The organism is Uliginosibacterium paludis (assembly GCF_039631355.1).
Taxonomy (GTDB): Bacteria; Pseudomonadota; Gammaproteobacteria; order Burkholderiales; family Rhodocyclaceae; genus Uliginosibacterium; species Uliginosibacterium paludis.
Genome location: NZ_JBDIVF010000010.1, coordinates 13,644 through 39,978, shown reverse-complemented (window position 1 = coordinate 39,978; position 26,335 = coordinate 13,644). Strand labels below are relative to the sequence as shown.

Below are 26,335 nucleotides of genomic sequence, written 5' to 3'. Positions count from 1 at the left end.
TCAGCCTGCCACGATCTGGATGTTCTCGCAGCCGGCAATGCCTGCGAAGTCTTCGATGACGTAGTCATCGTTGGACGACTCGTAGTTCTCGACCCGGTTGCGCTTGGGGTTCTCTTGCAGGTAGCGGCGCCGCGCACCCTCCTGGTAGTAGATCGAGAGATTGTCGAGCCGGGTGATGAGGAGCCCGTTGGCCGGGAAGAAGGGCACGGACACGGCCTGCTTTCCGCCGATGCGCTTCTGGCTGATGATCACATCCGCCGCGGTGAGCTCGGAGTTGGGCTGCGCCTTATTCACCAGCGGGAAGTACTTGTCGGCCAGCAGCGCGCGACCCAGCACCACCACGAGCTCGGAATCCTCCTGGTACCAGGGCGCGATCAGGCTGTCGATCATGTCCATGACGAGTGCGTCGAGGTTCTTGTAGCCGTCGGCCGCCGCGACCTCGTCACCGATCTTGATGACGCCCGAGTCGGCCTTCACTTCCCGCATCCACTGCGCGCCGTTCTGGTACTCGCGCAGCTTCTGCAGCCAGCCCTTGTTCACGTCTTGCAGCAAGGGGTTGGCGTTGAGGTCCGTCGTCGCGGCCACGCTCTTGCCGTTGAAGCCGATCATGATGCGGTCGAGCGCCTGGCGCTTGATGATCGCGTCGCGCAGCCGGGCCTGAAAGTCGGGGAACTTGGCCCAGCCATCGAGCGTGGCGTACTTGATGTGCGTGTCATAGTTGGTCTGCACGCAGTGGTAGCCGTTGGCGTCGAGTGCCAGCGGGTCGCGCGTCTCGCGATCCTTCACATCGGTGTTGGTGCGGCTCGCAATCGGGCCGCCCACGCCCAGACCGATCTTCTCGCCTTGCTGCTCGGTGACCGGATAGACGTTGATCTGCTGCAGGAAGGCGCTCGACTCCTGCATGCGCGTCTCCAGCGTTTGCTGGACGCTGGGCTCGACGGCGAAGGTGTGGGTGACGGCATCGGTGCCGTTGAGGCGCGCGATGGCCGCGGTGTAGGCGTTGTACTTCAGGCGGGTGGCTTGGCGCATGAGAGCTCCTGATCGGGTAAGAGGGGGCGGCGTGGTGGGCGTCGTGGGGGTAGTGGGAGGAGGGCTGCGAGGGCGTCAGCAGTCGGTGACCACTTCACCCTGGCCGCCGGTGGCGGGCGCGCGGGCGGGGGCGGCCGGGGTGGCGCCGAGCTTCTCGACGATCGCCTCGACACGGGCCTTGAGCTCGGCGAGCTGGGTGAGCTCATCCGCAAAGCTGGCCAGACGCGCTGCGGTGTCCTCGGTGAGGGCGAGCTGATGCCGGGCGACTTCTTCGACGGCGGCATGCACATCGGCCAGGCGCGCGGCCTCGTCATCGGCCTTGCGGGCGAAGAGCGCGCGCACCTTGTCGAGCAAGCCCGGCTCGTCGGGGAGTGCTTCGAAGCTGAGCTCGACTTCTTCGGCCGCGGTAAAGAGGTTGTCGGGGTGGAGCTTGCGCGCGGCGAGCACGCCGGAGCGGGCGGAGAACTGCAGCATGTCAGTGCCCAGACTCGCCGGGCTGTCGGTGATGGCCAGCCCCACCAGATAGGCCTGGCCCGTCTTGGCGAAGTCAGGCTGCACTTCCATCGAGGTGTAGACCTTCTGCTTGGCCCGCGAGAGCGCGACCAGCTCTTCAGTCGGGTCGATCTGGGCGAAGAGGGCGAGCTTCTTCGTGCCCCCGATCTCGATCGATTCGGTCTTCAGCGCAATGACGTCGCCATAGGCCTTGAAGAGGCTCGTCGGGTCATAACCCTTGATGTGTTCGAGATTGATGCGGGCGCCGTAGGTCTTGGGGTTGTAGCTCGTGGCCATGTCCTGCAGCCACTTGCCATCGATGGTGCGACCGTCCGTGGTGGCGCCTTCTACGCCGATGCGAAACCACTGCTGCTTGAACTTCTTCGCCTTGTGGGCCATGTCTTTCCCCTGTCTGGATGGTGCCGCCGCGCGGGAAGGCTGCGAGGGCGGTGAGTACAGGGACATGGTCGGGATTTCAGGGGGGCGGCAGCAACGCGGCGCTGTTGTGAGCCGGCGAGCTCACAACCTGCACGCGCCAGATTCGCGCGCGCGCGACGGCATGCTGAGGGCATGGATCATTCGCCCCTTCCCGTCTCCGTCGATCAGGACCCGCGCCGCCAGGCTTGCCTGCTGTACTGGCAGGGCTGGCGCATGGCGCGCATTGCCGAACACCTGGGCCTGAAGGCTGCGACCCTGCACTCGTGGAAGCGGCGTGATGAGTGGGAGGCGACGCAACCCGTCGAGCGGGTGGAGGCGGTCCTCGAAGCCCGGCTGATGCAGCTCGTGGCCAAAGACGCCAAGGACGGGCGCGACTTCAAGGAGATCGATCTGCTCTCGCGCCAGATGGAGCGCACGGCGCGGGTGAAGAAGTTCGCCGCCGGCGGCAATGAAGCCGACCTCAACCCGAAGGTGGCGAACCGCAACGCGGGGCCGCGCAAGGCGCCCGCCAAGAACGAGATCAGTGAGGCCGCAGCGGAGAAGCTGCGCGAAGCATTCCTTGCGCGCATGTTCGGCTACCAGAAGCACTGGTACCGGGCAGGGCTCGTGGAGCGGATCCGCAACCTCTTGAAGAGCCGCCAGATCGGGGCGACCTACTACTTCGCGCATGAGGCGCTGATCGATGCGATCGAGACCGGGCGCAACCAGATCTTCCTCTCGGCCAGCAAGAAGCAGGCGCACCAGTTCAAGAGCTACATCCAGGACTTCGCCCGCGAGAGCGCGGAGGTGGAGTTGAAGGGCGAGAACCTGAAGCTCACGCTCGCGAACGGTCAGTCACCCGAGCTCATCTTTCTGGGGACGAACAGCCGCACGGCCCAGAGCTATCACGGCAACCTCTATCTCGACGAGTACTTCTGGATTCCGAAGTTCCAGGAGCTGCGCAAGGTGGCGGCCGGGATGGCCTCACAGAAGCAGTATCGGCAGACCTACTTCAGCACGCCTTCTTCCTTGACGCATGAGGCGGTGCCGTTCTGGGATGGGCGGCTCTTCAACCGGGGCCGGCCCAAGGCCGAGCAGATCAAGCTCGATGTGAGCCCCGCGGCCCTCGCGCGGGGTCGCAGCTGCGAGGACGGGCAGTGGCGCCAGATCGTGACGATTCTGGATGCGGCCGAGGGCGGCTGCGACCTCTTCGATATCGAGCAGCTGCGCCGGGAGTATTCGCCGGAAGAGTTCCTGCAGCTCTTCATGTGCCAGTTCATCGATGACGGCGAATCGGTCTTTCCGCTCTCGGTGCTGCAGCGCTGCATGGTGGATGCCTGGGAGGCCTGGGACGATTTCCGGCCCTTCCATGCGCGCCCCTTCGGCCACCGGGAGGTGTGGGTGGGGTATGACCCGGCACGATCGGGCGACTCGGCCGGCCTGGTGGTGCTCGCTCCACCGGGGGTGGCCGGTGGCAGGTTCCGCGTGCTCGACAAGATCCAGTTCAGCGGTCTGGACTTCGAGGAGCAGGCCGAGCGCATCCGGCTCCTGACCCAGACCTACAACGTGGGCCACATCGGCATTGATACCACCGGGCTCGGTCAGGCGGTCTTCGAGCTGGTGCAGAAGTTCTATCCGGCGGTGATGCCGATCCAGTACTCGGTGGAGATGAAGGTGCGCCTTGTGATGAAAGCCATTGCGGTGATCAATGCCGGCCGCCTGGAGTTTGACGCGGGGGCCACGGATCTTGCTGCCGCCTTCATGGCCATCAAGAAGACCACCACCGCGAGCGGCCGGCAGATGACTTTCGAGGCCTCCCGCTCCGAAGAGGTCTCACACGCCGACATCGCCTGGGCCTGCATGCACGCCCTCATCCGTGAGCCGCTCGAAGGCGCCACGGCCACCAATACCCGAATCATGGAGATCTTCTGATGCGTCAGCGACCGCGCAATCCCCGGGCCACCCAAGCCCGAGCCACCAACTCCCGCCTCATCGAGGCCCGCCGGACCCCGCCGGCAGCCCAGCGCCAATCCGCGCTCGAGTTCAGCTTCGGTGACCCGACGCCGGTGCTCGACCGGCGCGAGATCTTCGACTACCTCGAGTGCGTCGAGATCGGCGGGCGCTACTACGCGCCACCGGTGCAGCTCCTGGGCCTGGCGAACGTGTTCAGGGCAGCCCCCCACCATGCGTCGGCGATCTACTGCAAGCGCAACATCCTGCTCGACACCTTCATCGCCCACCCGAAGCTCTCGGTGCAGGACTTCTCGCAGCTGGCCCTGGACTACCTGGTCTTCGGTAACGCCTACCTCGAGCGTGTGCGCTCGGTGATGGGGGGCGCGATGCGTTACCAGACGGCACTGGCGCTCTATGTGCGGCGTGGCCTCAAAGCCGGCGAGTTCTGGTGGCTTGACCGGGGCTATGAGGAAGCGGCGATGCCGGTGGGGGAGGTGTTCCAGCTGCGTGAGCCGGATCTGCGCCAGGAGATCTATGGCATGCCGGAGTATCTGGCGGCGATCAACAGTGCGCTGCTCAACGAATCCGCCACGCTCTTCCGGCGCCGCTACTACCAGAACGGCTCGCATGCCGGCTTCATCTTCTACATGACCGATGCGGCCCAGGATCAGAAGGATGTCGACAACCTGCGCGAGGCCTTCAAGAACGCCAAGGGGCCGGGGAACTTCAAGAACCTTTTCCTCTACGCGCCAGGGGGCAAGAAGGACGGTGTGCAGCTCATTCCGGTGAGTGAGGTGGCCGCGAAGGACGACTTCCTGAACATCAAGGGCGTGAGCCGTGACGACTTGCTTGCAGCACACCGCGTGCCGCCGCAACTGATGGGCATCGTGCCCAACAACACCGGCGGCTTCGGCGACGTGGAGAAGGCGGCCAAGGTCTTTGCGCAGAACGAGCTGCGGCCCCTGCAGCGGCGCATGCGGGAGATCAACGCCTGGGCGGGGGAAGAGATCCTGCGCTTCAAGGATTACACGCTCGAGGCTGCGGCCTGAGCGGGATGCGACATGCAGAAAGCATGTTCCAGCGATGAAACGGTGCGACCGGCAGGGGTGCAGCAACACCCCCACCGGCCACCTCCAGCAGAGGGGATTCTGCTTTCAGCCAAGACACCGCGCCGTGCACGGCGGGCCGAAGGCTACCAGTAAGTGAATCACAATGACAAACCCGATTATTCCGTGGATGGGTGGCAAGCGCCGCCTGGCTGACCGTCTCCTGCCTTTATTCCCCGAGCATGAGTGCTATGTGGAGCTCTTCGCAGGCGGGGCGGCACTCTTCTTCATGCGGCCGATGCCGGCGCGCTGCGAGGTCTTGAATGATGTGAATGGGGAGCTGGTGAATCTCTACCGGGTGGTGCAGCACCACCTGGAAGAGTTCGTGCGCCAGTTCAAGTGGGCGATCAGCTCGCGCCAGGTCTTCAAGTGGATGCAGGCGCAGGCAACGGAACCGCTCACCGACATCCAGCGCGCCGCGCGCTTCTTCTACCTGCAGCAGCATGCCTTCGGCGGCAAGGTCGACGGGCAAACCTTCGGCACGGCCACGACGGGGCCGACGATCAATCTGTGCCGGATCGAGGAGAACCTGTCGGCCGCACACCTGCGCCTCTCAGGCGTGTATGTGGAGCATCTGCCCTGGCTCACGTGTGCTGAGCGTTACGATCGGCCGCACACCTTCTTCTACGCCGATCCGCCGTATTGGGAGACCGAGGGCTACGGCGTGGGCTTTGAGTGGGGCGAGTACGAACGCCTGGCGGCATTCATGGCGCGTGCTCGTGGCAAGGTGATGTTCTCGATCAACGATCACCCGGCCATCCGCGAGTGCTTCGCCGCCTTCCACTGCCACGAGCTCGACATCAAGTACTCGAACGGGAACCAGGCCAAGGGCGCGCAGGCTGCGAGCCGGGAGCTGGTCTTTACGAACTTCGACCCGATGGATAGCGGGCAGCTGTTCTAGCGGGCGCTCGCTCCGGCGGGGCTCTGAGCCTTCAACCGCCTCCGGGCGGTTTTTTGCCGCCTGCGCGTCGGTGTCATAAGGCTCGCCATTTGTTAGCGGGCAGCCAGTTTCCCGCGTAATGCACGAAAGGGCCTCACGACGGCCCAATCTATCCCTTGCTGAATGAATTTATCCATCAGCACCAGGCCCAGCAGGATGACGCACGCCAACACCAAGCCTTCCAATAGATCCGGGCTCGGGAATAGCTCCTGACCAATGCGATCGTCCTTTGGCAGCGTCATCAGTTTGAAAACGAATACCAAAAGGCCAGACGCGGCGATGCTTCCCATGAACATCCTTCTCGCGTGAAGGCGAAGTACCTGGCTGAGCACTAGGAGGAAGACGGCCCAGGAAAACGGATAGAAACCATTGTCAAAAATGATCAGGCGCTCGTCAAAATACTCGCCGGAGTACCAGGAAAAGCGGGAGAGGCCAAAAATGCCATACGCTGCAAGGAGTACGGTAAAGGTCTGAAATGCCTGAGAAATAAATTTGGAAGAACAGGGTTTCACTCAAGCTCCGCGAGCTGATCGACGATCTATTTTGAGCAGTGGAAAAAGGAACGGAATGCTCCAGTTTCGAATCGTAAAGTCCCAAGTCTCAGGGTGTCTCTGGAACATTGCGGTAAATCGGTGCTCGTGGATCCATTCAATGGACGCGAGTTGGAAGCTTTCATACGGCCTGAAGATGCTACGTTCGCTCAATATCTTCGTGAGGTTTTTGTTCAGGATGATGAAGTGGGTGGACTCTTCAAATGGGCAGTCTTCATCCGTTACGACCAGATAACCAGGGGCAATTTCGAACTGGCGTAGCAAGGAGTAGCCGGGAAGCGTGAGCGAGGTGGCAGATCCATTGGCGAGCAGCATTGTCCGAAGTGGCCAGGATTCTCGCTCACCAGAATGTTTGGCAAGTGAAAGGAGTTCGGTTTCTTTCATCGCTCGGGCCAGAAGTAGTCGAAAATCTCACTTGAACCGGCCCCGGCGATTGCGGCGCCTACGAACATTCCTGCGCCGACTACCCAGCCCGCAGGGTTACTTACAAGCGCGGTCACTACGAGAGCGCCCGCTGCACCGCCAGCGAAACCAGCCGCCAATGTGGAGCCTTCCTTGGCTGCTTGACGGGGTTTGTCCTCCGCTGTTGAAACGTTGTAGACAGCAAAGGCCAGTGACGCGACGAGAAGTGTTCGGCCCGCCATACCGTACCAACGGACATTCATATTGACCGATTTGTTCGACCGGCCGGCGGCATTGACGATTTCTACCCAGACTGCCTGGCGCTCCGCTTCGGAGAGTGTTGAAAAGGCTCGCCCGAAATTTTTTCTCGCATAGTGTTCTTCGAAGTGCGCAAGTGGAGGGCCGTCTTTTTTCAACTCACGCGAAATGGCTAAACCAAAGTCAGTGAGCTTTGATCTAGAGAGCGCCATGATTTGATTGCGCATTGCGTTCGCCGTGCGCGCTGCCTCGTGGGGCGTGATCTTGTGTTGCTTGACTAAGTCAATCAATTCTGACGATGCTGCTTTGGTCTTGCTGATGTACTCAGCTCGTGCAGCAGGGTCTTTGATAATGCTTTGAGCAAATGCAGCTGCCTCGCTTTCAAACAATCGCAACGCAGTCTCAAACTCATTGCCTGTTATCGAAACAGGTGTGGTGACCTGGGACGGTGTCGATGCGGATTTCCCACTTAGTATGGTTGCAACTGCCGGACCATTAGCCATGGAGCGATTCTCCTAAGATGTGCCAAGCGACCGATTCAGAAGAGTTTCCGGTTGGAATTGGTTGCGTCAGACCGTTTTCGTCCGTTTCACCTTCAATCACCACGCCATTGAACTCCAGTTTGTAAGGCTGTCGGACGAGCGGAACGCCTGTCAGGCTGTCACGGAGAAGAAAGCGCTGGTCGAAGTCCTCACCATGTTTTCCGACTTCAAGGCCTGCAACGTACGTAGAGCTATTCGATGGATTCTCTCCCTGGTTGACGGAGGATGCTCTCGTGTGGCCGGCGGATCCAGTGTCTACGGTGGTGAGCGATTGGCTGGAGATCAGAGTCGCTCCGCAGGCAGTCTTGTCTCCATGCCGAGCGACGGCTTTGCCATCAAACATGCAAGTCACGTCGCCCGAGATAATGACGGTTGTGCTCGGGCATCCATGCTTGGGGCATGTCACCTTGTTACCGATGCGAGCAATAGGCTTGCCGTCGATGGTGTCGAACAACGACCCCTCAATGACGACACCGCCGTGATCTGTCTTGTCTCCTACACAGATTATGGGCTGTGCAGTCATCACTTAGTCTCCCGGAAAGTTTTCAGTCAGCCTAAATCAGTGCCTCCACATATGTAGCTCGCGAGGCGCTTATTGGTGGCTCTGCGACTCTTATCGGCAGGCGTGAAGAATGACAAGGGGCGTCCATGGCATCGCTGACAGTTCGATCAAACTCTCTGTGCTCGCGCCCTGCGCGCGCGGTCGTCCCCCCGCCACGCCCCCCCGCTTCATGTGTGGGTTTGCTTGCACATGCAAAAAAGCCCCTCCGGCCCGCTGCAGCGGGCCTAGAAGGGGCGCTCTCTGCACATCAGAAAACTTGCAGATCCATGCAGACAAGTACTTGCAGCATGGGGCTGCCAGGGACTGTTGTTTATGCCAATTGACTGTCTAAAGCAAAAAGCCCGGCCCCGCTGTGGAGCGGGTTTCCGGGCTTGAAAATTGACAGGCTTCTTAGACGTTAAACGGCAACATCCTTAGCAATTTCAACGTACTCCTCGATCTTGTCGAACGACATGTAGCGATAGATCTTGCCTGCGTCGGCATTGATCACGCCCATGTCGGCCTGATATTCCGCCACGGTCGGCAGGCGGCCGAGCTTGGAGGCGATCGCGGCGACTTCGGCGGAGGAGAGATACACGTTGGTGTTCTTGCCCAGACGGTTCGGGAAGTTGCGGGTCGAAGTCGAGACGACGGTCGCACCTTCACGCACCTGAGCCTGGTTGCCCATGCACAGCGAGCAGCCCGGCATTTCGGTGCGCGCACCGGCCGAGCCGAACACGCCGTAGTGGCCTTCCTTGGTCAGCTCGGAGGCATCCATCTTGGTCGGCGGAGCCACCCACAGTTTGACTGGAATGTCGCGTTTGCCCTCGAGCAGCTTGGAAGCTGCGCGGAAGTGGCCGATGTTTGTCATGCACGAGCCGATGAAGACTTCGTCGATCGGGGTGCCGGCGACGTCGGACAGCACCTTGGCATCGTCCGGATCGTTCGGGCAGCACAGGATCGGCTCCTTGATGTCCGCGAGATCGATCTCGATGATGTGGGCGTACTCGGCGTTGGCGTCCGGCGCCAGCAGTTCGCCATTGGCAATCCACTCTTCCATCTTCTGGATGCGACGCTCCAGCGTGCGCTTGTCAGCGTAGCCATCGGCGATCATGTTCTTCAGCAGCACGATATTGGACTGCATGTATTCCACGATCGGCGCCTTGTTCAGGCGCACGGTGCAACCGGCGGCCGAGCGCTCGGCGGACGCGTCGGAGAGCTCGAATGCCTGCTCGACCTTCAGATCCGGCAGACCTTCGATTTCGAGAATGCGGCCCGAGAACTCGTTGACCTTGCCGGCCTTGGCGACCGTCAGCAGGCCCTGCTTGATGGCATAGAGAGGAATGGCATGCACCAGATCGCGCAGCGTCACGCCGCGCTTCTGGGCTTCATCCAGCGAGCCCTTGAAGCGCACCAGGATGGATTCGGGCATGTCCAGCGGCATCACGCCGGTGGCGGCGGCAAAGGCGACCAGACCGGAGCCGGCCGGGAAGCTGATGCCCACCGGGAAGCGGGTGTGGCTGTCGCCGCCGGTGCCCACGGTGTCGGGCAGCAGCATGCGGTTGAGCCAGGAGTGGATCACGCCGTCGCCCGGGCGCAGGGCGATGCCGCCACGGTTGGAGATGAACTTGGGCAGCTCGCGATGGGTCTTCACATCCACGGGCTTCGGATAGGCGGCGGTGTGGCAGAAGGACTGCATCACCAGATCGGCAGAGAAACCGAGACAGGCCAGATCCTTCAGCTCATCGCGGGTCATCGGGCCGGTGGTGTCCTGCGAGCCGACAGAGGTCATCTTCGGTTCGCAGTAGGTGCCAGGGCGCATGCCCTGGCCTTCAGGCAGGCCACAGGCGCGGCCGACCATCTTCTGGGCCAGGGTGTAGCCCTTGCCGGTGTCGGCCGGCACTTGCGGCAGGCGGAACAGGGTGGAGGCGGGCAGGCCGAGGAATTCACGGGCCTTGGCGGTGAGGCTGCGACCGATGATCAGGTTGATGCGGCCACCGGCGCGCACTTCGTCCAGCAGGACGAGGGTCTTCAGTTGCGATTCGGCGATGGTGGCGCCGCCCTTGGTGGCGGTGACCTTGCCGCTGGCGTGATCGACGCTCAGGGTGATCTCGTCGCCCATGTCCATCTTGGCCACGTCGATTTCGATCGGCAGGGCGCCGGCATCTTCTTGCGTGTTGAAAAAGATCGGAGCGATCTTGCCGCCGAGGCAGACGCCGCCGAACTTCTTGTTCGGCACGAAGGGAATGTCTTCGCCGGTCCACCACAGCACGGAGTTGGTGGCGGACTTGCGCGAGGAGCCGGTGCCGACCACGTCACCCACGTAGGCGACGAGGTTGCCCTTGGCGGCGAGGTCCTGAATCATCTTGATCGGGCCACGCTTGCCGTCTTCTTCCGGGGTGATGCCGGCGCGGGTGTTCTTGAGCATGGCCAGCGCGTGCAGCGGGATGTCCGGGCGGCTCCACGCATCAGGTGCGGGCGACAGGTCGTCGGTGTTGGTTTCGCCGGTCACCTTCAGCACGGTCAGCTTGATGCTGCTCGGGAATTCGGGGCGCGAGGTGAACCACTCGGCTTCGGCCCAGCTCTGGATCACTTCCTTCGCGGCGGCATTGCCGGCCTTGGCCTTTTCGGCCACGTCGTGGAAGTAGTCGAACATCAGCAGGGTCTTCTTCAGCGCGGCGGCCGAGATCGGCGCCAGCGCTGCGTCGTCCAGCAGATCGATCAGGGGCTTGACGTTGTAACCGCCGACCATGGTGCCGAGCAGCTCGGTGGCCTTTTCCCTGCTGATGAGGCCGACGGTAATGTCGCCATGCGCGACTGCAGCCAGAAAGGAAGCCTTGACCTGTGCGGCGTCATCCACGCCGGGCGGCACGCGGTGCGTGAGCAGTTCGACGAGGAAAGCTTCTTCACCGGCAGGAGGGGTCTTGATCAGTTCGATCAGCTCGGCAGTTTGCTTCGCATCCAGGGCGAGCGGCGGAATGCCGAGGGCGGCGCGTTCGGCGACGTGTTGGCGGTAGGCTACTAGCACGGTCTTTCCTCCAGGGATTGGGGCAGTCAGTGGTCGCAATCGAGATGATCGGACCGCTTCTGCATTTAAGCGTCAGTCAAAAAAACGTTCCAGAACTTCTTGTTGCAGCGTAATGCCGGTGGCGTGCGCCCGTTTGAGCACATTCCAGTAATACCGGAACGATGCCCGGTCATGCAGACGGTCCATGTGGCGGATGGGGCCCCAGTCTGCCTCGCGAGCAGCGAGGATGATTTCGCTGGCCATCCCGATCTCTGCGTCATCCGGCCGCATGCCGCGCAGAATGGGATCGATCTGGGCAGGATGAATGCTCCACATTCGCAGAAAGCCGAATTCTTCCCGCGCGCGGCGTGCATCCTCTTCCACAACGTCCAGGTCGCGGAGTTCGGTACAGACGTTGTGACTGGGAACCACGCCGTGTGCGAGTGCCGCGGTGACCGTCCGGGTCTTGGCTGCGACGATCAGCGGGTGTTCGAATTGAAGCGGGCTGCGCATGCCGGCGCCGGAAATCGCACCGTGATGGGCACTGACAAAATCCATCAGCCCGAAGTCCAGCGTTTCGACGCCGGGGAGGGCGGCGATTTCCCAGGCCTGATGCAGCGCCACATGTGTTTCGAGAATGACGTGCAGCGGAATTTCGCGCTGGATGCCGCCGCGGGATTCGATTTCCCGCAGCGCCGCCATGACGCGCTCGACGTCCGGAACGCCTCTGGCCTTGGGAAGGACGAGATAGGCCAGGCGCGTACCCGCCAATCCGACGATCTGCTCAAGGTCGGTTCGCCAGGCGCTGTGTGTGATGTCGTGAATGCGGGCGCCGATCCGGCCGAAGCGGTTCTCGGCACTCATCAGCAAGGCGCCGATCATCTCCGCATGGTCGCGCTCGGCTCCTGCACTGGCACCATCTTCGCAATCCAGCGTGATGTCGAAAACCGGGCCACGTTCGCCCTGAAGCGCCATTGCCTTGCGCATCAGCTTTTCGCTGCCGGCGTAGTGTTCGACCGCCGGCATTGCGGGAAGGGGCATTCCTTCCGGATAGAGCACGACTTCCGGGTGCTGCGGATGAATGATGGAAGCCGTACTCATGCCGGGTGCGCTCTGTTGCCGTGAAGCCGCTCAGCCGAGCAGGTCAGCGACGCCGGCGCGTTCTTCTTCGAGTTCCTTGAGCGTGAAGTTCATTTTCTCACGCGAAAACTCGTCGATCTCGAGGCCTTCCACACGCTTGAATTCGCCGTTCGCAGTGATGACCGGCACGCCGTAGATGATGCCTTCGGGAATGCCGTAGGAACCATCCGACTCGATCCCCATGGTGACCCATTCCCCGTTGGAGCCGAGGAACCAGTCGCGCATGTGATCAATGGCGGCATTGGCTGCCGACGCGGCAGAAGACAGGCCGCGAGCCTCAATGATGGCTGCGCCGCGCTTGCCGACGGTGGGAAGGAACACATCGCGGTTCCAGGCTTCATCGTTGATCAGCGCCTTGACCTTGTCGCCATTGCTGGTCACGAAACGATAGTCGGCATACATGGTGGGGCTGTGATTGCCCCACACGATGAGGTTCTTCAGGCTGGAAACCGGTCGGCCCGTCTTGCTCGAAAGTTGAGACAGGGCACGATTGTGGTCAAGGCGCAGCATGGCGGTGAAGTTCTTCGACGGGACGCGGCCGAACTTCTTTGCGCTTTCCTTGGCGATGTAAGCGTTGGTATTGCAAGGGTTTCCCACAACGAGAACGCGACAATCCGGCGCGGCATACTGACCAATGGCGGCACCCTGAACGGTGAAGATCTTTGCGTTTTCGGCGAGCAAATCCTTGCGCTCCATGCCTGGGCCGCGGGGGCGGGCGCCGACGAGCAGGGCGGCCTGGGTGTCCTTGAACGCAACGGCGGGATCATCGGTTGCGATGACGCCGGCCAGCAACGGGAATGCGCAATCTTCCAGCTCCATGATGACGCCCGCGAGCGCCTTCTGCGCCTGCGGCAGATCCAGAAGCTGAAGGATGACCGGCTGATCCTTGCCAAGCATTTCTCCGCTGGCAATGCGGAACAGGAGGCTGTAGCCGATCTGGCCAGCAGCGCCGGTAACAGTAACGCGGATTGGGGACTTCGACATGCGGGGCTCCTTGTGACGGGATTGGGCTCGGTTTCCGTGCTGGTTGCTCACGGCGGTTTGTGTCGGGGCTGGGGTGGCGGTCTTCTGTTTGAGGCCGCTCATTACTCCGGAAAGTTTATACCGTGAAAGTTTGAGTGTCAAAAGCTAACTGATGTCTTATATAAGATATAGAATAAGATATGGACTCGGAGGGTCTTTTGTGCTTGAATATTTGTCATGGCACATGAATCGCCAACTTTCAGCCCCTTGTACCGACAGATCAAGAATCTGATCGTTCAGGCGCTTGATTCGGGGGAGTGGTTACCCGGTCAGGCGATTCCGAGCGAACAGGAACTTGCGCTGAGATTCGGCGTCAGTCAGGGGACCGTGCGCAAGGCTGTAGACGAGCTTGCGGCCGGCAATATTCTTTTGCGCAAGCAAGGGAAGGGAACCTTCGTTTCGACACATCAGGATCCTCGAGCCGCTTTCCGCTTCTTGCGGCTGAAGGCTGTGAATGGCGGGCCGGTGCTGCCCAAGAGCCAGCCGCTGGAGTGCATGCGTGGCAAGGCGGGGCAGGAGGCGGCGCGAAATCTCGGTATCGAGCCGGGAAGCCAGATCCTGATCGTACGGCGTGTATTGCGCCTCGAAGGCAAGCCCGTCGTGATCGACGAGATCTATCTGCCGGGCGATGTTTACCAAGGCTTGACGATTGAGATGCTGCGCGACTGGCAGGGGTCTCTCTACAGTCTTTTCGAGTCCCGCTTCGGTGTGCGGATGGTGCGGGCAACCGAAAAACTGCGGGCCGTGTCGGCGGATCGTGCGGTCGGTGAGCTGCTCGGCGTCGGTGAGGGCACTCCGCTATTGTCGGTTGAGCGACTGGCCTTTACTTATGGTGACAAACCGGTCGAATGGCGTCGTGGCCTGTATTCGACCGCTGAACACTTCTATATCAATGAATTGAGTTAGCTGACAGGGGGTGCCGGATCCGGCGCCGGTTTGGATTAGAACAACAGAGAGGTGCATAACATGGCGGAAGCAGCAGTCAGAAAGGCGCGGCCAAAGCATCTGAATCTCATGCAGATCAGATTGCCGTTGCCGGGGATAGTGTCGATTCTTCATCGGGTCAGTGGTGCAGGTTTGTTTCTCTGCCTCCCCGTGCTGATCGGACTTTTCGGTGCAAGCCTGGGTTCGCCGGAGCAGCTTGAAACCTACAGGGCTGTCGTGGGCTTCACGCTGGCAGGTATTCCGCTTGTGAAGCTTCTGCTGCTTGGCTTGCTGTGGGCGTATCTGCACCACTTCTGCGCCGGCATCCGCTTCCTGCTGCTTGACATGCATGTCGGCATCGAGCTCGCCTCGGCCCGTACGAGCGCGGTGGTCGTGCTGGCGGTGAGCTTGACTCTGACGGTTCTTCTGGGAGCGCTGACATGGTGAAACGTCTCGCAGTGGGCGCCCACTACGGCTTCCGTGACTGGCTTGCCCAGCGCGTAACCGCGGTCGTCATGGCGCTCTATACCGTTTTCTTCCTGATCCGGGTCGCTCTGCTGCCTGCGCATGACAACGCGGCCTGGCGCGGGATGTTTACAGGCGGTTTCACGAAGTTCGCGACCTTCCTGTTTTTCATGGCCCTGTTCTTTCACGCATGGGTCGGGGTCCGCGATATCTGGATGGACTACGTCAAACCGATCAGTGTCCGCCTTGCATTGCACGTTGCCACCCTTTTTGTCCTGGTCGGGTATGCCGGCTGGGTCGCACAGATTCTGTGGAGGCTGTAAGTGAAAGTCGCCAAGCGTACGTTTGATGCAGTCATCGTCGGAGCCGGCGGTGCAGGCATGCGCGCCGCCGTCCAGCTGGCCGAGTCAGGCCTCAAGACTGCCGTGATTTCCAAGGTTTTTCCGACCCGTTCGCATACGGTTGCTGCTCAAGGCGGTGTTTCTGCTTCGCTGGGCAACTCGGAGCCGGACCACTGGCACTGGCACATGTATGACACCGTCAAGGGGTCGGACTGGCTCGGTGACCAGGACGCGATTGAGTTCATGTGCCGCGCAGCGCCGCAGGTCGTGGTTGAGCTCGAACACTACGGCATGCCTTTCGACCGTACGGACGAAGGCAAGATCTACCAGCGCCCCTTTGGCGGCCACATGTCCAACTTCGGTGAGAAGCCGGTGCGCCGTGCGTGTGCTGCGGCTGACCGGACGGGGCATGCCATGCTGCATGCGCTGTATCAGCGCAATGTCCGGGCGAATACCCAGTTCTTCGTGGAGTGGCTGGCGCTCGACTTGCTGCGGGCGGCAGATGGCCGCGTGCTGGGGGTCATCGCAATGGAAATGGAAACCGGTGAAGTCACCGTTTTCCAGGCCAAGGCCACGCTCTTTGCCACGGGTGGTGCAGGGCGGATCTACTATTCATCCACTAACGCCTTCATCAACACCGGTGATGGTGTCGGTATGGCTGCACGCGCAGGCATCCCGCTCGAAGACATGGAGTTCTGGCAGTTCCATCCGACCGGTGTAGCGGGTGCTGGCGTGCTGATCACGGAAGGTGTTCGCGGTGAAGGCGGCATTCTGCGTAACGCCGGTGGCGAGCGCTTCATGGAGCGTTACGCGCCGAACGCCAAGGATCTGGCTTCGCGTGATGTGGTCTCGCGTGCCATGGTGACCGAGATCAATGAGGGCCGCGGCTGTGGTACCGGCAAGGACCACGTGCTGCTCGACATTACCCACCTTGATGCGGATGTCATCAACAAGCGTCTGCCAGGCATCCGTGAAATCTCGATCCAGTTCGCCGGAGTCGACCCGATCAAGGCCCCGATTCCGGTGGTGCCGACCTGTCACTACCAGATGGGTGGGATTCCAACCAACTATCGAGGCGAAGTCGTGGTTGGGGGCGAGGCCGTGGCTGGTTTCTACGCTGCCGGCGAATGCGCCTGTGCGTCGGTGCATGGCGCTAACCGTCTGGGCACCAACTCGCTGCTTGATCTTCTCGTCTTCGGCAAGAGCTCCGGCGAGTCGATGATCGAATACATCAAGGCCCAGCCGGCCGCTCTGCAGGACATTCCGCAGTCGGAGATCGACAAATCGCTCGCCCGGATTGATCGGCTGGATAACCAGAAGGGTGGTGCCGATGTGCACGAAACCCGTCTGGCCATGCAGCGCACGATGCAGAACCATGCCGGCGTTTTCCGCTTCAAGGACATGCTGGCGCAGGGCGTAGACAAGATCCTCGAGATCGAGAAGCAGGTTCAGCAAACCGGCATCAAGGACAAGTCCAAGGTCTGGAACACGGCCCGGACTGAAGCGCTCGAACTTGAAAACCTCATCGAGGTTGCCAAGGCCACCATCATTTCGGCCAATGCCCGCACCGAATCCCGCGGCGCGCACGTCCGCGATGACGCGCCGGATACGCCCGAGCATCCGAACGGTCGTGATGATGCCAACTGGCTCAAGCACACCCTGTGGTATCGCGATGGCAACCGCCTTGAATACAAGCCGGTCAACCTCAAGCCGCTCAGCGTTGAAACCATCGCGCTGAAGACCCGCGCCTACTGATTCCGGAGCATACGAATGGCAACCCGTACCGTTCAATTCAAGATCTATCGCTACGATCCGGACAAGGACGCAGCGCCCTACATGCAGGACCTGACCGTCGAACTCGACCCCTCTGACCGCAAGCTGCTCGACGCGCTGGTCCGGATCAAGGCCATGGACGATTCCATGTCCTACCGGCGCTCCTGCCGTGAAGGTGTCTGTGGTTCCGATGCCATGAACATCAACGGCAAGAATGGACTGGCCTGTCTGACCGACATCGACAGCCTCGCGCAGCCCATTACCTTGCGCCCGCTGCCGGGGCTGCCCGTCATCCGCGACCTGATCGTGGACATGACCCAGTTCTTCAAGCAGTACCACTCGATCAAGCCCTATGTGGTCAATAACTCGCCGGCGCCCGAAAAAGAGCGTTTGCAGACGCCGGACGAGCGCGAAGAGCTCAATGGCCTCTACGAATGCATCCTGTGTGCCTGTTGTTCGACGAGCTGCCCGAGTTTCTGGTGGAACCCGGACAAGTTCGTTGGCCCGGCCGGCCTGCTCGCGGCCTACCGCTTCATCGCTGACACCCGCGACGAAGCCACCAATGAGCGCCTGGACAACCTCGAGGATCCGTACCGCCTGTTCCGCTGCCACACAATCATGAACTGCGTGGACGTGTGTCCGAAGCATCTGAACCCGACCAAGGCGATCGGCAAGATCAAGGAATTGATGCTGTCGAGGACGGTCTGATCGATGTCTGACCTGAAAGCCTTGCGCGAGAAGATCAAGTGGCGGGCCCGCAGAGGGCTGCTGGAGATCGATCTTTTCTTCACGCGTTTTGCAGCCAGCGGGCTCGATGAACTCGATGAGAAACAGTTGCTCGACCTGCAGGACTTGCTGACCTGTGACGACCACGAACTGTGGGCGATGCTCAGCGGCAAGACGCCCTGCGAGGTCGAGCGATGGAAAGAAATGGTGGCTTTGCTGCGTCAGAGCGGGCCGTCGATACCCACAGAAGTACCCCAGGAAACACGAACTACAGAAGGGATCCCAGGCATGACCACTCAGAAAACCGCGACGCTGGGCTTCAATGGCCAGTCTTATGAGTTTCCGGTGCTCTCCGGCAGCATCGGGCCGGATGTCATTGACATCCGCACGCTGTATGGCAAGACCGGTGCCTTCACCTTCGATCCGGGCTTCATGTCTACCGCCGCCTGCAAATCGTCGATCACCTACATCGACGGCGACAAGGGCGAGCTCATGTATCGCGGCTATCCGATCGAGCAGCTCGCGGTGAACTGCGATTATCTCGAAACCTGCTATCTGCTCAAGCACGGCGAGTTGCCGAGCAAGGCGCAATACGACGACTTCACCAAGACCGTGCGTGAACACACCATGGTTCATGAGCAGCTTACGCGCCTGTATCAGGGCTTCCGTCGTGATGCGCACCCGATGGCCATTCTGGTCGGCATGGTGGGCTCGCTGTCTGCCTACTATCAGGACTCGCTGGATATCAGCAATCCCGAGCACCGCACGATTGCCGCCATGCGCCTGATCGCGAAGATGCCCACGATTACCGCGATGGCCTACAAGTACACGATCGGCGAGCCCTTCATGTACCCGCGCAACGATCTGGATTACTCCAGCAACTTCCTGCACATGATGTTTGCCACGCCGTGCGAGAAGTACGAGCCGAACCCGGTGCTCGCCCGCGCGCTGGACCGCATCCTGATCCTGCATGCCGACCACGAGCAGAACGCATCCACTTCCACGGTGCGTCTGTCCGGCTCCTCCGGCGCCAACCCCTTCGCCTGTATTGCAGCGGGCATAGCCTGTCTGTGGGGCCCGGCGCACGGCGGTGCGAACGAAGCCTGTCTGGTGATGCTGGACGACATCATGAAGCAGGGCGGTGTCGAGAAGATCGGTGAATTCATTGCCCAGGTGAAGGACAAGAACTCCAGCGTCAAGCTGATGGGCTTTGGTCACCGGGTCTACAAGAACTACGATCCGCGCGCCAAGCTGATGCGCGAAACCTGCCATGAAGTGCTGAACGAACTGGGCCTGCAGGATGACCCGATGTTCAAGCTGGCGATGGCTCTGGAAAAGATCGCGCTGGAAGACGAGTACTTCGTTTCCCGAAAGCTGTATCCGAACGTGGACTTCTACTCGGGCATCGTGCAGAAGGCCATGGGTATTCCGGTCTCCCTATTCACCGGCATCTTCGCCATGGCCCGCACCATCGGCTGGATCGCCCAGTGGAACGAGATGATCGGCGATCCCGAGCAGAAGATCGGACGTCCGCGTCAGCTCTACACCGGCGCTCCCCGGCGCGATGTGAAGCCGATGGCATTCCGCTGAGCCGTTTCACGGCAGACATGAGGGGAGGCGCAAGCCTCCCGCCAGAATAAAGGCCAAAAACGATGAGACAGTACCAGCTCAACTCCTACCTGTTCGGCAGCAATGCTCCGTTCATCGAGGAGCTCTACGAGACCTATCTCGAGAATCCTTCCAGCGTGCCGGATGAATGGCGCGACTACTTCGATTCGCTGCAGAACCTGCCGGGCGCCAGCCGCGATGTCGCGCATGCGCCCGTCATTGCATCGTTCGCGCAGATCGCGAAGCAGGGCAAGCCGCTGTCCTCCGCGGTCACGACACCGGGCGTGGCTGACAAGCGCCAGATCAGCGTGCTGCAGATGATCAATGCCTACCGCTTCCTCGGTAACCGCTGGGCGCAGATTGATCCGCTCAAGCGCCAGGAGCGTCCCTCGATCGCCGAGCTGGAGCCCTCGTATTACGGCTTCACCGAGGCCGACCTCTCGGCGAGTTTCAACATCGGCTCCTTCCAGTTCCAGGAAAGCAGCCACGCCTCGCTGCGCGAGATTCTCGACGCCGTGCGCCAGACCTACTGCGGCTCGCTGACGGTCGAATACATGTACATGGCCGATGTCCAGCAAAAGCGCTGGATCCAGAGCCGTCTGGAGCCGATCCGCTCGACGCCGTCCTTCGATGTCGCCACCAAGAAGCGCATCCTCGAGCGCCTGACCGCTGCCGAAACCCTGGAGAAGTACCTCCATACCCGCTACGTCGGCCAGAAGCGTTTCTCGCTCGAAGGTGGGGATTCGGCCATCGTCGCGATGGATACCTTCATCAACACCGCCGGCAGCATGGGCGTGCAGGAAATCGTGATCGGCATGGCCCACCGGGGGCGCCTGAACGTGCTGGTCAACACGCTGGGCAAGGCGCCCAAGATGCTGTTCGAGGAGTTCGAAGGCAAGCATGCTGCAGATCTGACCGCGGGCGACGTGAAGTACCACATGGGCTTCTCGTCCGACGTGGCCACCCCGGGAGGTCCGGTGCACCTGACGCTGGCCTTCAACCCCTCGCACCTCGAAATCGTGAATCCGGTCGTGCAGGGTTCGGTCTATGCGCGGCAGAAGCGCCGCAATGACGAGAGCAAGAGCCAGGTCGTGCCGCTGCTGATTCACGGTGACGCGGCAGTTGCCGGCCAGGGGATCAACCAGGAGCTGCTGAACTTCAGCCAGACCCGCGGCTACGGTACGGGCGGTGCCGTCCATCTGGTGATCAACAACCAGATCGGCTTCACTACTTCCGACCCGCGCGACTCGCGTTCTTCGATCTACTGTACCGACATCTTCAAGATGGGCGAATGCCCGATCTTCCACGTCAATGGCGATGATCCGGAAGCGGTGGCACTGGCCTGCCAGCTGGCGATCGAGTTCCGTCAGACCTTCAAGAAGGACGTGGTGGTTGACCTCCTGTGCTACCGCAAGCTCGGCCACAACGAGCAGGACGAGCCGATGGTCACCCAGCCGCTTATGTACAAGAAGATTGCGCAGCACCCCGGCACTCGCAAGGTGTATGCCGACAAGCTGGTGGGGCAGGGCGTGATCAGTGCTGACGAGCCCGAAAACATGATTTCGGAATACCGTGAGCATCTGGATCGTGGCGAGTTGCTGTACAACCCGGTCCTCTCCGGCCATAGCCGCAAGTTCGCTCAGGACTGGACACCCTTCATCAAGAAGGATTACACCGACGACGCGCCCACCGGCGTGCCGATGAGTGAGCTCAAGCGCCTCTCTGCGCGTCTGACGGATCTGCCCGAGGGCTTCACGCTGCACTCACGCGTGGCCAACATCATCGAGGCCCGCAAGGCCATGGGTGAGGGCACGCAGCCGCTGGACTGGGGCATGGCTGAAAACCTCGCCTATGCTTCGCTCGTTGCGCAAGGGTATGGCGTTCGCATTTCGGGGCAGGACTGCGGTCGCGGCACCTTCTTCCACCGCCACGCCGTGCTGCATGATCAGAACCGCGAGAAGTGGGATTCCGGCAGTCATGTGCCGCTGGCCAACATCCAGCCGGAGCAGGCGCCGTTCGTGGTGATTGATTCCGTGCTGTCGGAGTCGGGCATTCTGGGTTTTGAATACGGTTATGCCACCGCAGAGCCGAACCAGCTTGTCGTCTGGGAAGCCCAGTTCGGCGACTTCGGCAACTGCGCCCAGGTGGTGATCGACCAGTTCATCTCGTCAGGCGAAGCGAAGTGGGGCCGTCAGGCAGGCATTACGATGCTGCTGCCGCATGGCTACGAAGGGCAGGGGCCGGAGCACTCGTCTGCACGCCTCGAGCGCTACATGCAGCTCTCTGCCGAAAACAACTGGCAGGTCTGCGTGCCCTCCACGCCGTCCCAGATCTTCCACCTGCTTCGCCGCCAGATGGTTCGTCCGTTGCGCAAGCCGCTGGTCGTCATGACGCCGAAGTCGCTGCTGCGCCACAAGGATGCCATTTCCTCGCTCGATGAACTGGCGACCGGCCAGTTCCGCACGGTGATCGGTGAAGTCGACAAGTTCGACGCGAAGAAGGTCAAGCGCGTGGTGGTCTGCTCCGGCAAGCTCTACTACGAACTGCTCGCCGAGCGCCGCGCCAAGGAGATCAAGGACACCGTCATCATCCGCCTTGAGCAGCTCTATCCCTTCCCCAACGAGGCTTTCAGCGCCGAACTGGCGAAGTATCCGAATGCCAAGGAAGTCGTTTGGTGTCAGGAAGAGCCGCGCAACCAGGGTGCCTGGTACTGGATCGCCTCGCGTCAGCATCTGGCGCGTTCGATGGGCGACAAGCACACGCTCTATCTCGTCAGCCGCCCTGCATCCGCTTCCCCGGCCGTGGGTTACTACGCCATGCACAACGCCCAGCAGCGCGAGGTGGTGGAAGGCGCATTCGGCAAACTCGGACAAGACCTGGCACCGCGCTTCTGAGCGCCGTCAGCAGCATAGAAACTGGAGAACCAGAAAATGATCATCGAAGTCAAAGTGCCGCAACTGTCGGAATCCGTTTCCGAAGCGACTCTTGTCAGCTGGCATGCGCAGGAAGGCCAGGCCGTCAAGCGAGACCAGAACCTCATCGACATCGAGACCGACAAGGTCGTTCTCGAAACCCCCGCGCCGGCTGATGGCGTGATCGTCAAGATCATCAAGGCCAATGGCTCGACGGTGGCCAGCGGCGATCTGCTGGCACATATCGATACCGAAGCCAAGGCCGGTGCGGTCACGCCTGCTGCCGCGGCCCCTGCGGCAGCGCCTGCCGCGCCCGTGGCTGCCGCAGCGAGCGCTGCGCCGGCGGGTACCGGTCCGGCTGCCCGCAAGATTCTGGCCGAGAAAGGCGTGGACGCCGCCGCGGTACAGGGCACCGGCCCGGGCGGACGCGTGACCAAGGCGGATGCACTGGGTGTTGGCAAGCCGGCTGCGGCGGGCAGCTCCGTCTCGGTTCCCGCGACCCAGGCCCCTGCCGCTGCAACGGCCGCCGCGCTGCCGCAGCCGCCGGTGCCTCCGGCAGTCGAAGCCGTGCTGGCTGATCGTCCGGAACAGCGCGTGCCGATGAGCCGGCTGCGCGCCCGCGTGGCCGAACGCCTGGTGCAGTCGCAATCGACCAACGCCATCCTGACCACCTTCAACGAAATCAACATGGCGCCGGTCATGGAGCTGCGCAAGAAGTATGTTGAAAAGTTCGAGAAGGAACACGGCGTCAAGCTCGGCTTCATGTCCTTCTTCGTCAAGGCTGCGGTGCATGCGCTGAAGAAGTATCCGGTGCTGAACGCTTCGGTCGATGGCAATGACATCGTCTATCACGGCTACTTCGATATCGGTATTGCCGTCGGTTCGCCGCGCGGCCTGGTTGTGCCGATCCTGCGCAATGCCGATCAGATGAGCATCGCCCAGATCGAGAAGAAGATCGCCGAGTTCGGAGCCAAGGCCAAGGAAGGCAAGCTTTCGATGGAAGAGCTCACCGGCGGCACTTTCTCGATTTCCAACGGCGGCGTGTTCGGCTCGATGCTCTCGACGCCGATCATCAACCCGCCGCAGTCGGCCATTCTGGGTATCCACGCGACCAAGGACCGCCCGGTGGTCGAGAACGGTCAGATCGTGATCAGGCCGATCAACTACTTCGCGATGTCCTATGACCACCGCATCATTGACGGTCGTGAGGCCGTGCTGGGCCTGGTGGCCATGAAGGAAGCGCTGGAAGATCCGGCCCGCCTGCTGCTGGACATCTGATAACCAGGGGGTCGAGATGCCGGGTGCCGGAGCGTGGGGCGTGTCCCTGCGGAACTCCCGGTTCCCGGTGTCCGGTCCCTCTTATCCAAAGGATAAGCAATGAGCCAAGAATTCGACGTCGTAGTCATCGGCGGTGGCCCCGCCGGTTATGTGGCAGCCATTCGCGCTTCGCAGCTGGGTCTGAAAACGGCCTGTTGCGAATCCGAGGCCTATGCGGACCCGAAGGGCGAGCCGCGTCTGGGGGGGACCTGCCTCAATGTGGGCTGCATTCCGTCCAAGGCGCTGCTGCACTCCTCCGAGCTGTACGATCAGGCTTCGCATTCTTTTGTCATGCACGGCATCAAGGCCGATAACGTGACGATCGATGTGCCCTCGATGATCAAGCGCAAGGACAACATCGTCACGCAACTGGTGACCGGCATCAAGAGCCTGTTCAAGAAGTACAAGGTTACTTTCCTGCCCGGTCACGGCAGCTTTGTCGCCAGCGTGGACGGCAAGTGGCAGGTCAAGGTTGGCGAAGAAGTCGTCACCACGACGCACGTGATCGTGGCGACCGGCTCGAGCGCCCGTCACCTGCCCGGCATTCCGGTGGACCAGCAACTGGTGGTCGACAACATCGGGGCGCTCAACATCAGTGCCGTGCCCAAGCGCCTTGGCGTGATCGGCGCTGGCGTGATCGGTCTTGAAATGAGCTCGGTCTGGAAGCGTCTGGGCTCGGAAGTCACCATCCTTGAAGCCATGCCCGACTTTCTTGCCGCGGCGGATGCCAATGTGGCCAAGGAAGCCTGGAAGATCTTCACCAGCAAGCAGGGTTTGAAGATCCAGATGGGCGTGCAGATCAAGGAAGTGACGCCGAAGAAGAAGACCGTCGTCATCAAGTATGAAAACGATGAAGGCGATCAGACCCTGGAAGTAGACAAGCTCATCGTGGCGGTCGGCCGTGTGCCGAACACGGCGGGTCTGAACGCCGAAGCGGTCGGGCTGGCACTCGACGAACGTGGCCGCATCGCCGTGGATCACCACTGCGCGACCAATCTGCCCAACGTCTGGGCGGTGGGCGACGTAGTGCCGGGGCCGATGCTGGCGCACAAGGGCATGGAAGAAGGCGTCATGGTGGCCGAGCGCATCGCAGGCCAGGGCACCACGCTCAACCACGACACCATTCCCTGGGTCATCTACACGCATCCGGAAATCGCCTGGGTCGGCAAGACCGAGCAGGAGCTCAAGGCGGCAAACATTCCGTACAAGAACGGCCAGATTCCGTTCCTGGCGAATGGTCGCGCGCTGGGGCAGGGAGACACCACCGGTTTCGTGAAGGTCATCGCGCATGCCGAAACCGACCAGATCCTGGGCGTTCATGTCATCGGTACGAATGCTTCCGAGCTGATCGCCGAAGCGGTGGTAGCGATGGAGTTCGGTGGCGCCTCGGAGGATCTGGCACGCACTTGTCATGCGCACCCGACGCTGTCCGAAGCCATGCATGAAGCTGCGCTGGCAGTAGACAAGCGTTCGCTGCACTTCTGAGGAAAAACGGGACAAATCCACTGCGTAGGCCGATCTCGAAACTCCGGTGCTCAACGTACTGCTCGTACGTTTCCGCTCCGCGTTTCGACCTCGGCCCCCTCGCTACGATTTCTCCGCGTTTTTCGCGCCGACAAGGGCAAAGGCCAAAACCTTTGCCCTTCATTGTTTTGAGGCAGGAGTAATGGACTCACACAAGATCCTCAACGTGCCCGAGTTCGGGGTTCGCGAGGCCTATGACGCCTTGCTCGGCATGCGTGGCTACACGGCTGATCCGGCGCAGTTGCGAGCGATCGCCCGGCTCCAGCAGCTCTATACCGAGCTGCTCGAATTCAAGGCTCGCCGCCGTACGACGTTGCGCAAGCTCTTCATCCATCCCGATCTGCCGCGCAGCGTTTTTCTCTGGGGCGGCGTAGGGCGAGGCAAGAGCTTCATCATGGATTGCTTCTTCGACACCTTGCCCTACAAGCGCAAGCGCCGGGTGCATTTCCATGCATTCATGCAGGAAATCCATTCCCAACTGCGGGCGCATCAGAATGAGGACGATCCGCTGGCCTGCGTGGCCGAAGTGATCGCCAAGCAGACGCGATTGCTGTGCTTCGATGAATTCCACGTCTCGGATATTGCCGATGCGATGATTCTCGGTCGTCTCCTTCAAGCGCTCTTCGAACGCGGTGTGGTGTTCGTGATGACTTCGAATTACCCGCCGGATGGTCTCTATCCGAACGGACTGCAAAGGCAGAACTTTCTTCCGACCATCGAACTCATCAAGCGTCAGTTCGATGTGCTGGAAGTCGATAACTGCACTGACTACCGCATGCGCACGCTGGAAGCCCTCAACATCTATCTCACGCCCGACGACGAAGCGGCACAACGCGAACTCGCGGGGCACTTCGGCAAGATCGCCGGGAACGTGGGGAAAACCGGTGAAATCACGGTGCTCGAGCGCCCGCTGCCCGTGCATCGTGTCGCCCCGGGCGTGGTCTGGTTCGACTTCGCCACACTGTGCGGGGGGCCACGCTCCCAGAACGATTATCTCGAGATTGCGCGGCAATACAACACGGTCGTGCTCTCCGGCGTGCCGGTGATGACCAGGGAGCAGGGCAACGAAGCGCGGCGTTTCACCTGGCTGATCGACGTGTTCTATGAAGCGCGCGTCAAGCTGATCCTGAGTGCCGCAGCGGAAGCCTCCGAGCTGTACCGGGAGGGGCCGAACGCACAGGAGTTTCCGCGCACCGTGTCGCGCCTGATCGAAATGCGATCGCGGGAATACCTGGCCGAAGCGCATCGGCCTGGCTGATGGGGGAAATATCGCTCCGGCCGTAGGCGCTGCGCGAGGGAGGGGCTATCATGCCGCTCCTCCTCCCAACCAGTCCGGCTGCGCTT

At 61.4% G+C, this 26,335-nt stretch carries 22 protein-coding genes; 13 read left to right on the top strand and 9 right to left on the bottom strand.

Going from position 1 to position 26,335, the window contains the following annotated elements:
* Positions 1-1,029 (bottom strand): phage major capsid protein, P2 family, encoded by a 1,029-nt coding sequence (locus tag ABDB87_RS17560; RefSeq protein WP_345929473.1) that lies wholly within the window; start codon positions 1,027-1,029, stop codon positions 1-3.
* A 75-nt stretch (positions 1,030-1,104) separates the two neighbouring features.
* The gene (locus ABDB87_RS17555) at positions 1,105-1,920 is read right to left on the bottom strand and encodes a GPO family capsid scaffolding protein (protein ID WP_345929471.1); all 816 of its coding nucleotides are present in this window, start codon (positions 1,918-1,920) and stop codon (positions 1,105-1,107) included.
* Between the two features lie 171 nt (positions 1,921-2,091).
* Between ABDB87_RS17555 and ABDB87_RS17550 the strand changes: the two genes are divergently transcribed.
* The 3 genes from ABDB87_RS17550 (at position 2,092) to ABDB87_RS17540 (ending at position 5,898) form a co-directional block, all read left to right on the top strand.
* Positions 2,092-3,870, top strand: coding sequence for a terminase ATPase subunit family protein (locus tag ABDB87_RS17550; RefSeq protein WP_345929469.1), 1,779 nt, complete (start codon positions 2,092-2,094; stop codon positions 3,868-3,870).
* Positions 3,870-4,940 (top strand): phage portal protein, encoded by a 1,071-nt coding sequence (locus ABDB87_RS17545; RefSeq protein WP_345929467.1) that lies wholly within the window; start codon positions 3,870-3,872, stop codon positions 4,938-4,940. The genes ABDB87_RS17550 and ABDB87_RS17545 overlap by 1 nt, the downstream gene beginning before the upstream one ends.
* 163 nt (positions 4,941-5,103) lie before the next feature.
* On the top strand, positions 5,104-5,898 hold the full coding sequence (locus ABDB87_RS17540; protein WP_345929465.1) for a DNA adenine methylase: 795 nt from the start codon (positions 5,104-5,106) through the stop codon (positions 5,896-5,898).
* Positions 5,899-5,990: 92 nt separating this feature from the next.
* Here ABDB87_RS17540 and ABDB87_RS17535 read toward each other — a convergent pair whose 3' ends face one another.
* From ABDB87_RS17535 to ABDB87_RS17505, 7 genes are all read right to left on the bottom strand, one after another.
* Entirely contained in the window at positions 5,991-6,449 is a 459-nt protein-coding gene (locus tag ABDB87_RS17535) for a hypothetical protein (RefSeq protein WP_345929463.1), read from the bottom strand.
* Entirely contained in the window at positions 6,450-6,872 is a 423-nt protein-coding gene (locus tag ABDB87_RS17530; protein WP_345929461.1) for a hypothetical protein, read from the bottom strand.
* Complete coding sequence (locus ABDB87_RS17525) at positions 6,869-7,651, bottom strand: hypothetical protein (RefSeq protein WP_345929459.1); 783 nt, start codon at positions 7,649-7,651, stop codon at positions 6,869-6,871. The genes ABDB87_RS17530 and ABDB87_RS17525 overlap by 4 nt, the downstream gene beginning before the upstream one ends.
* Positions 7,644-8,213 (bottom strand): PAAR domain-containing protein, encoded by a 570-nt coding sequence (locus ABDB87_RS17520; RefSeq protein WP_345929457.1) that lies wholly within the window; start codon positions 8,211-8,213, stop codon positions 7,644-7,646. The genes ABDB87_RS17525 and ABDB87_RS17520 overlap by 8 nt, the downstream gene beginning before the upstream one ends.
* 436 nt (positions 8,214-8,649) lie before the next feature.
* Positions 8,650-11,259 carry a bifunctional aconitate hydratase 2/2-methylisocitrate dehydratase gene (gene acnB / locus ABDB87_RS17515; RefSeq protein WP_345929455.1) on the bottom strand — a complete coding sequence of 870 codons (2,610 nt, stop codon included), beginning with the start codon at positions 11,257-11,259 and terminating at the stop codon, positions 8,650-8,652.
* Positions 11,260-11,331: 72 nt separating this feature from the next.
* Complete coding sequence (locus ABDB87_RS17510) at positions 11,332-12,339, bottom strand: HpcH/HpaI aldolase/citrate lyase family protein (protein WP_345929453.1); 1,008 nt, start codon at positions 12,337-12,339, stop codon at positions 11,332-11,334.
* 30 nt (positions 12,340-12,369) lie between these two features.
* Complete coding sequence (locus ABDB87_RS17505; protein WP_345929451.1) at positions 12,370-13,362, bottom strand: malate dehydrogenase; 993 nt, start codon at positions 13,360-13,362, stop codon at positions 12,370-12,372.
* A 216-nt stretch (positions 13,363-13,578) separates the two neighbouring features.
* Between ABDB87_RS17505 and ABDB87_RS17500 the strand changes: the two genes are divergently transcribed.
* The 10 genes from ABDB87_RS17500 to zapE all read left to right on the top strand — a co-directional run bounded on the left by ABDB87_RS17500 (position 13,579) and on the right by zapE (position 26,249).
* A complete protein-coding gene (locus ABDB87_RS17500; RefSeq protein ID WP_345929448.1) occupies positions 13,579-14,307 on the top strand; it encodes a GntR family transcriptional regulator in 729 nt (242 codons plus the stop codon).
* 60 nt (positions 14,308-14,367) lie between these two features.
* Positions 14,368-14,772, top strand: coding sequence for a succinate dehydrogenase, cytochrome b556 subunit (gene sdhC / locus ABDB87_RS17495; protein ID WP_345929446.1), 405 nt, complete (start codon positions 14,368-14,370; stop codon positions 14,770-14,772).
* The gene (gene sdhD / locus ABDB87_RS17490; protein WP_345929444.1) at positions 14,766-15,113 is read left to right on the top strand and encodes a succinate dehydrogenase, hydrophobic membrane anchor protein; all 348 of its coding nucleotides are present in this window, start codon (positions 14,766-14,768) and stop codon (positions 15,111-15,113) included. The genes sdhC and sdhD overlap by 7 nt, the downstream gene beginning before the upstream one ends.
* The gene (gene sdhA, locus ABDB87_RS17485; RefSeq protein WP_345929442.1) at positions 15,114-16,886 is read left to right on the top strand and encodes a succinate dehydrogenase flavoprotein subunit; all 1,773 of its coding nucleotides are present in this window, start codon (positions 15,114-15,116) and stop codon (positions 16,884-16,886) included. It begins immediately after the preceding gene.
* A 15-nt stretch (positions 16,887-16,901) separates the two neighbouring features.
* Positions 16,902-17,612, top strand: a complete 711-nt coding sequence (locus tag ABDB87_RS17480; protein ID WP_345929440.1) for a succinate dehydrogenase iron-sulfur subunit — start codon at positions 16,902-16,904, stop codon at positions 17,610-17,612.
* Positions 17,613-17,615: 3 nt separating this feature from the next.
* A complete protein-coding gene (gene gltA, locus ABDB87_RS17475; RefSeq protein ID WP_345929438.1) occupies positions 17,616-19,220 on the top strand; it encodes a citrate synthase in 1,605 nt (534 codons plus the stop codon).
* A 62-nt stretch (positions 19,221-19,282) separates the two neighbouring features.
* Positions 19,283-22,132, top strand: a complete 2,850-nt coding sequence (locus tag ABDB87_RS17470; protein WP_345929436.1) for a 2-oxoglutarate dehydrogenase E1 component — start codon at positions 19,283-19,285, stop codon at positions 22,130-22,132.
* A 36-nt stretch (positions 22,133-22,168) separates the two neighbouring features.
* Complete coding sequence (gene odhB / locus ABDB87_RS17465; protein WP_345929434.1) at positions 22,169-23,428, top strand: 2-oxoglutarate dehydrogenase complex dihydrolipoyllysine-residue succinyltransferase; 1,260 nt, start codon at positions 22,169-22,171, stop codon at positions 23,426-23,428.
* Positions 23,429-23,527: 99 nt separating this feature from the next.
* Positions 23,528-24,952, top strand: a complete 1,425-nt coding sequence (gene lpdA, locus ABDB87_RS17460; RefSeq protein WP_345929432.1) for a dihydrolipoyl dehydrogenase — start codon at positions 23,528-23,530, stop codon at positions 24,950-24,952.
* 181 nt (positions 24,953-25,133) lie between these two features.
* A complete protein-coding gene (zapE, locus tag ABDB87_RS17455) occupies positions 25,134-26,249 on the top strand; it encodes a cell division protein ZapE (protein WP_345929430.1) in 1,116 nt (371 codons plus the stop codon).
* Positions 26,250-26,335 lie beyond the last annotated feature (86 nt).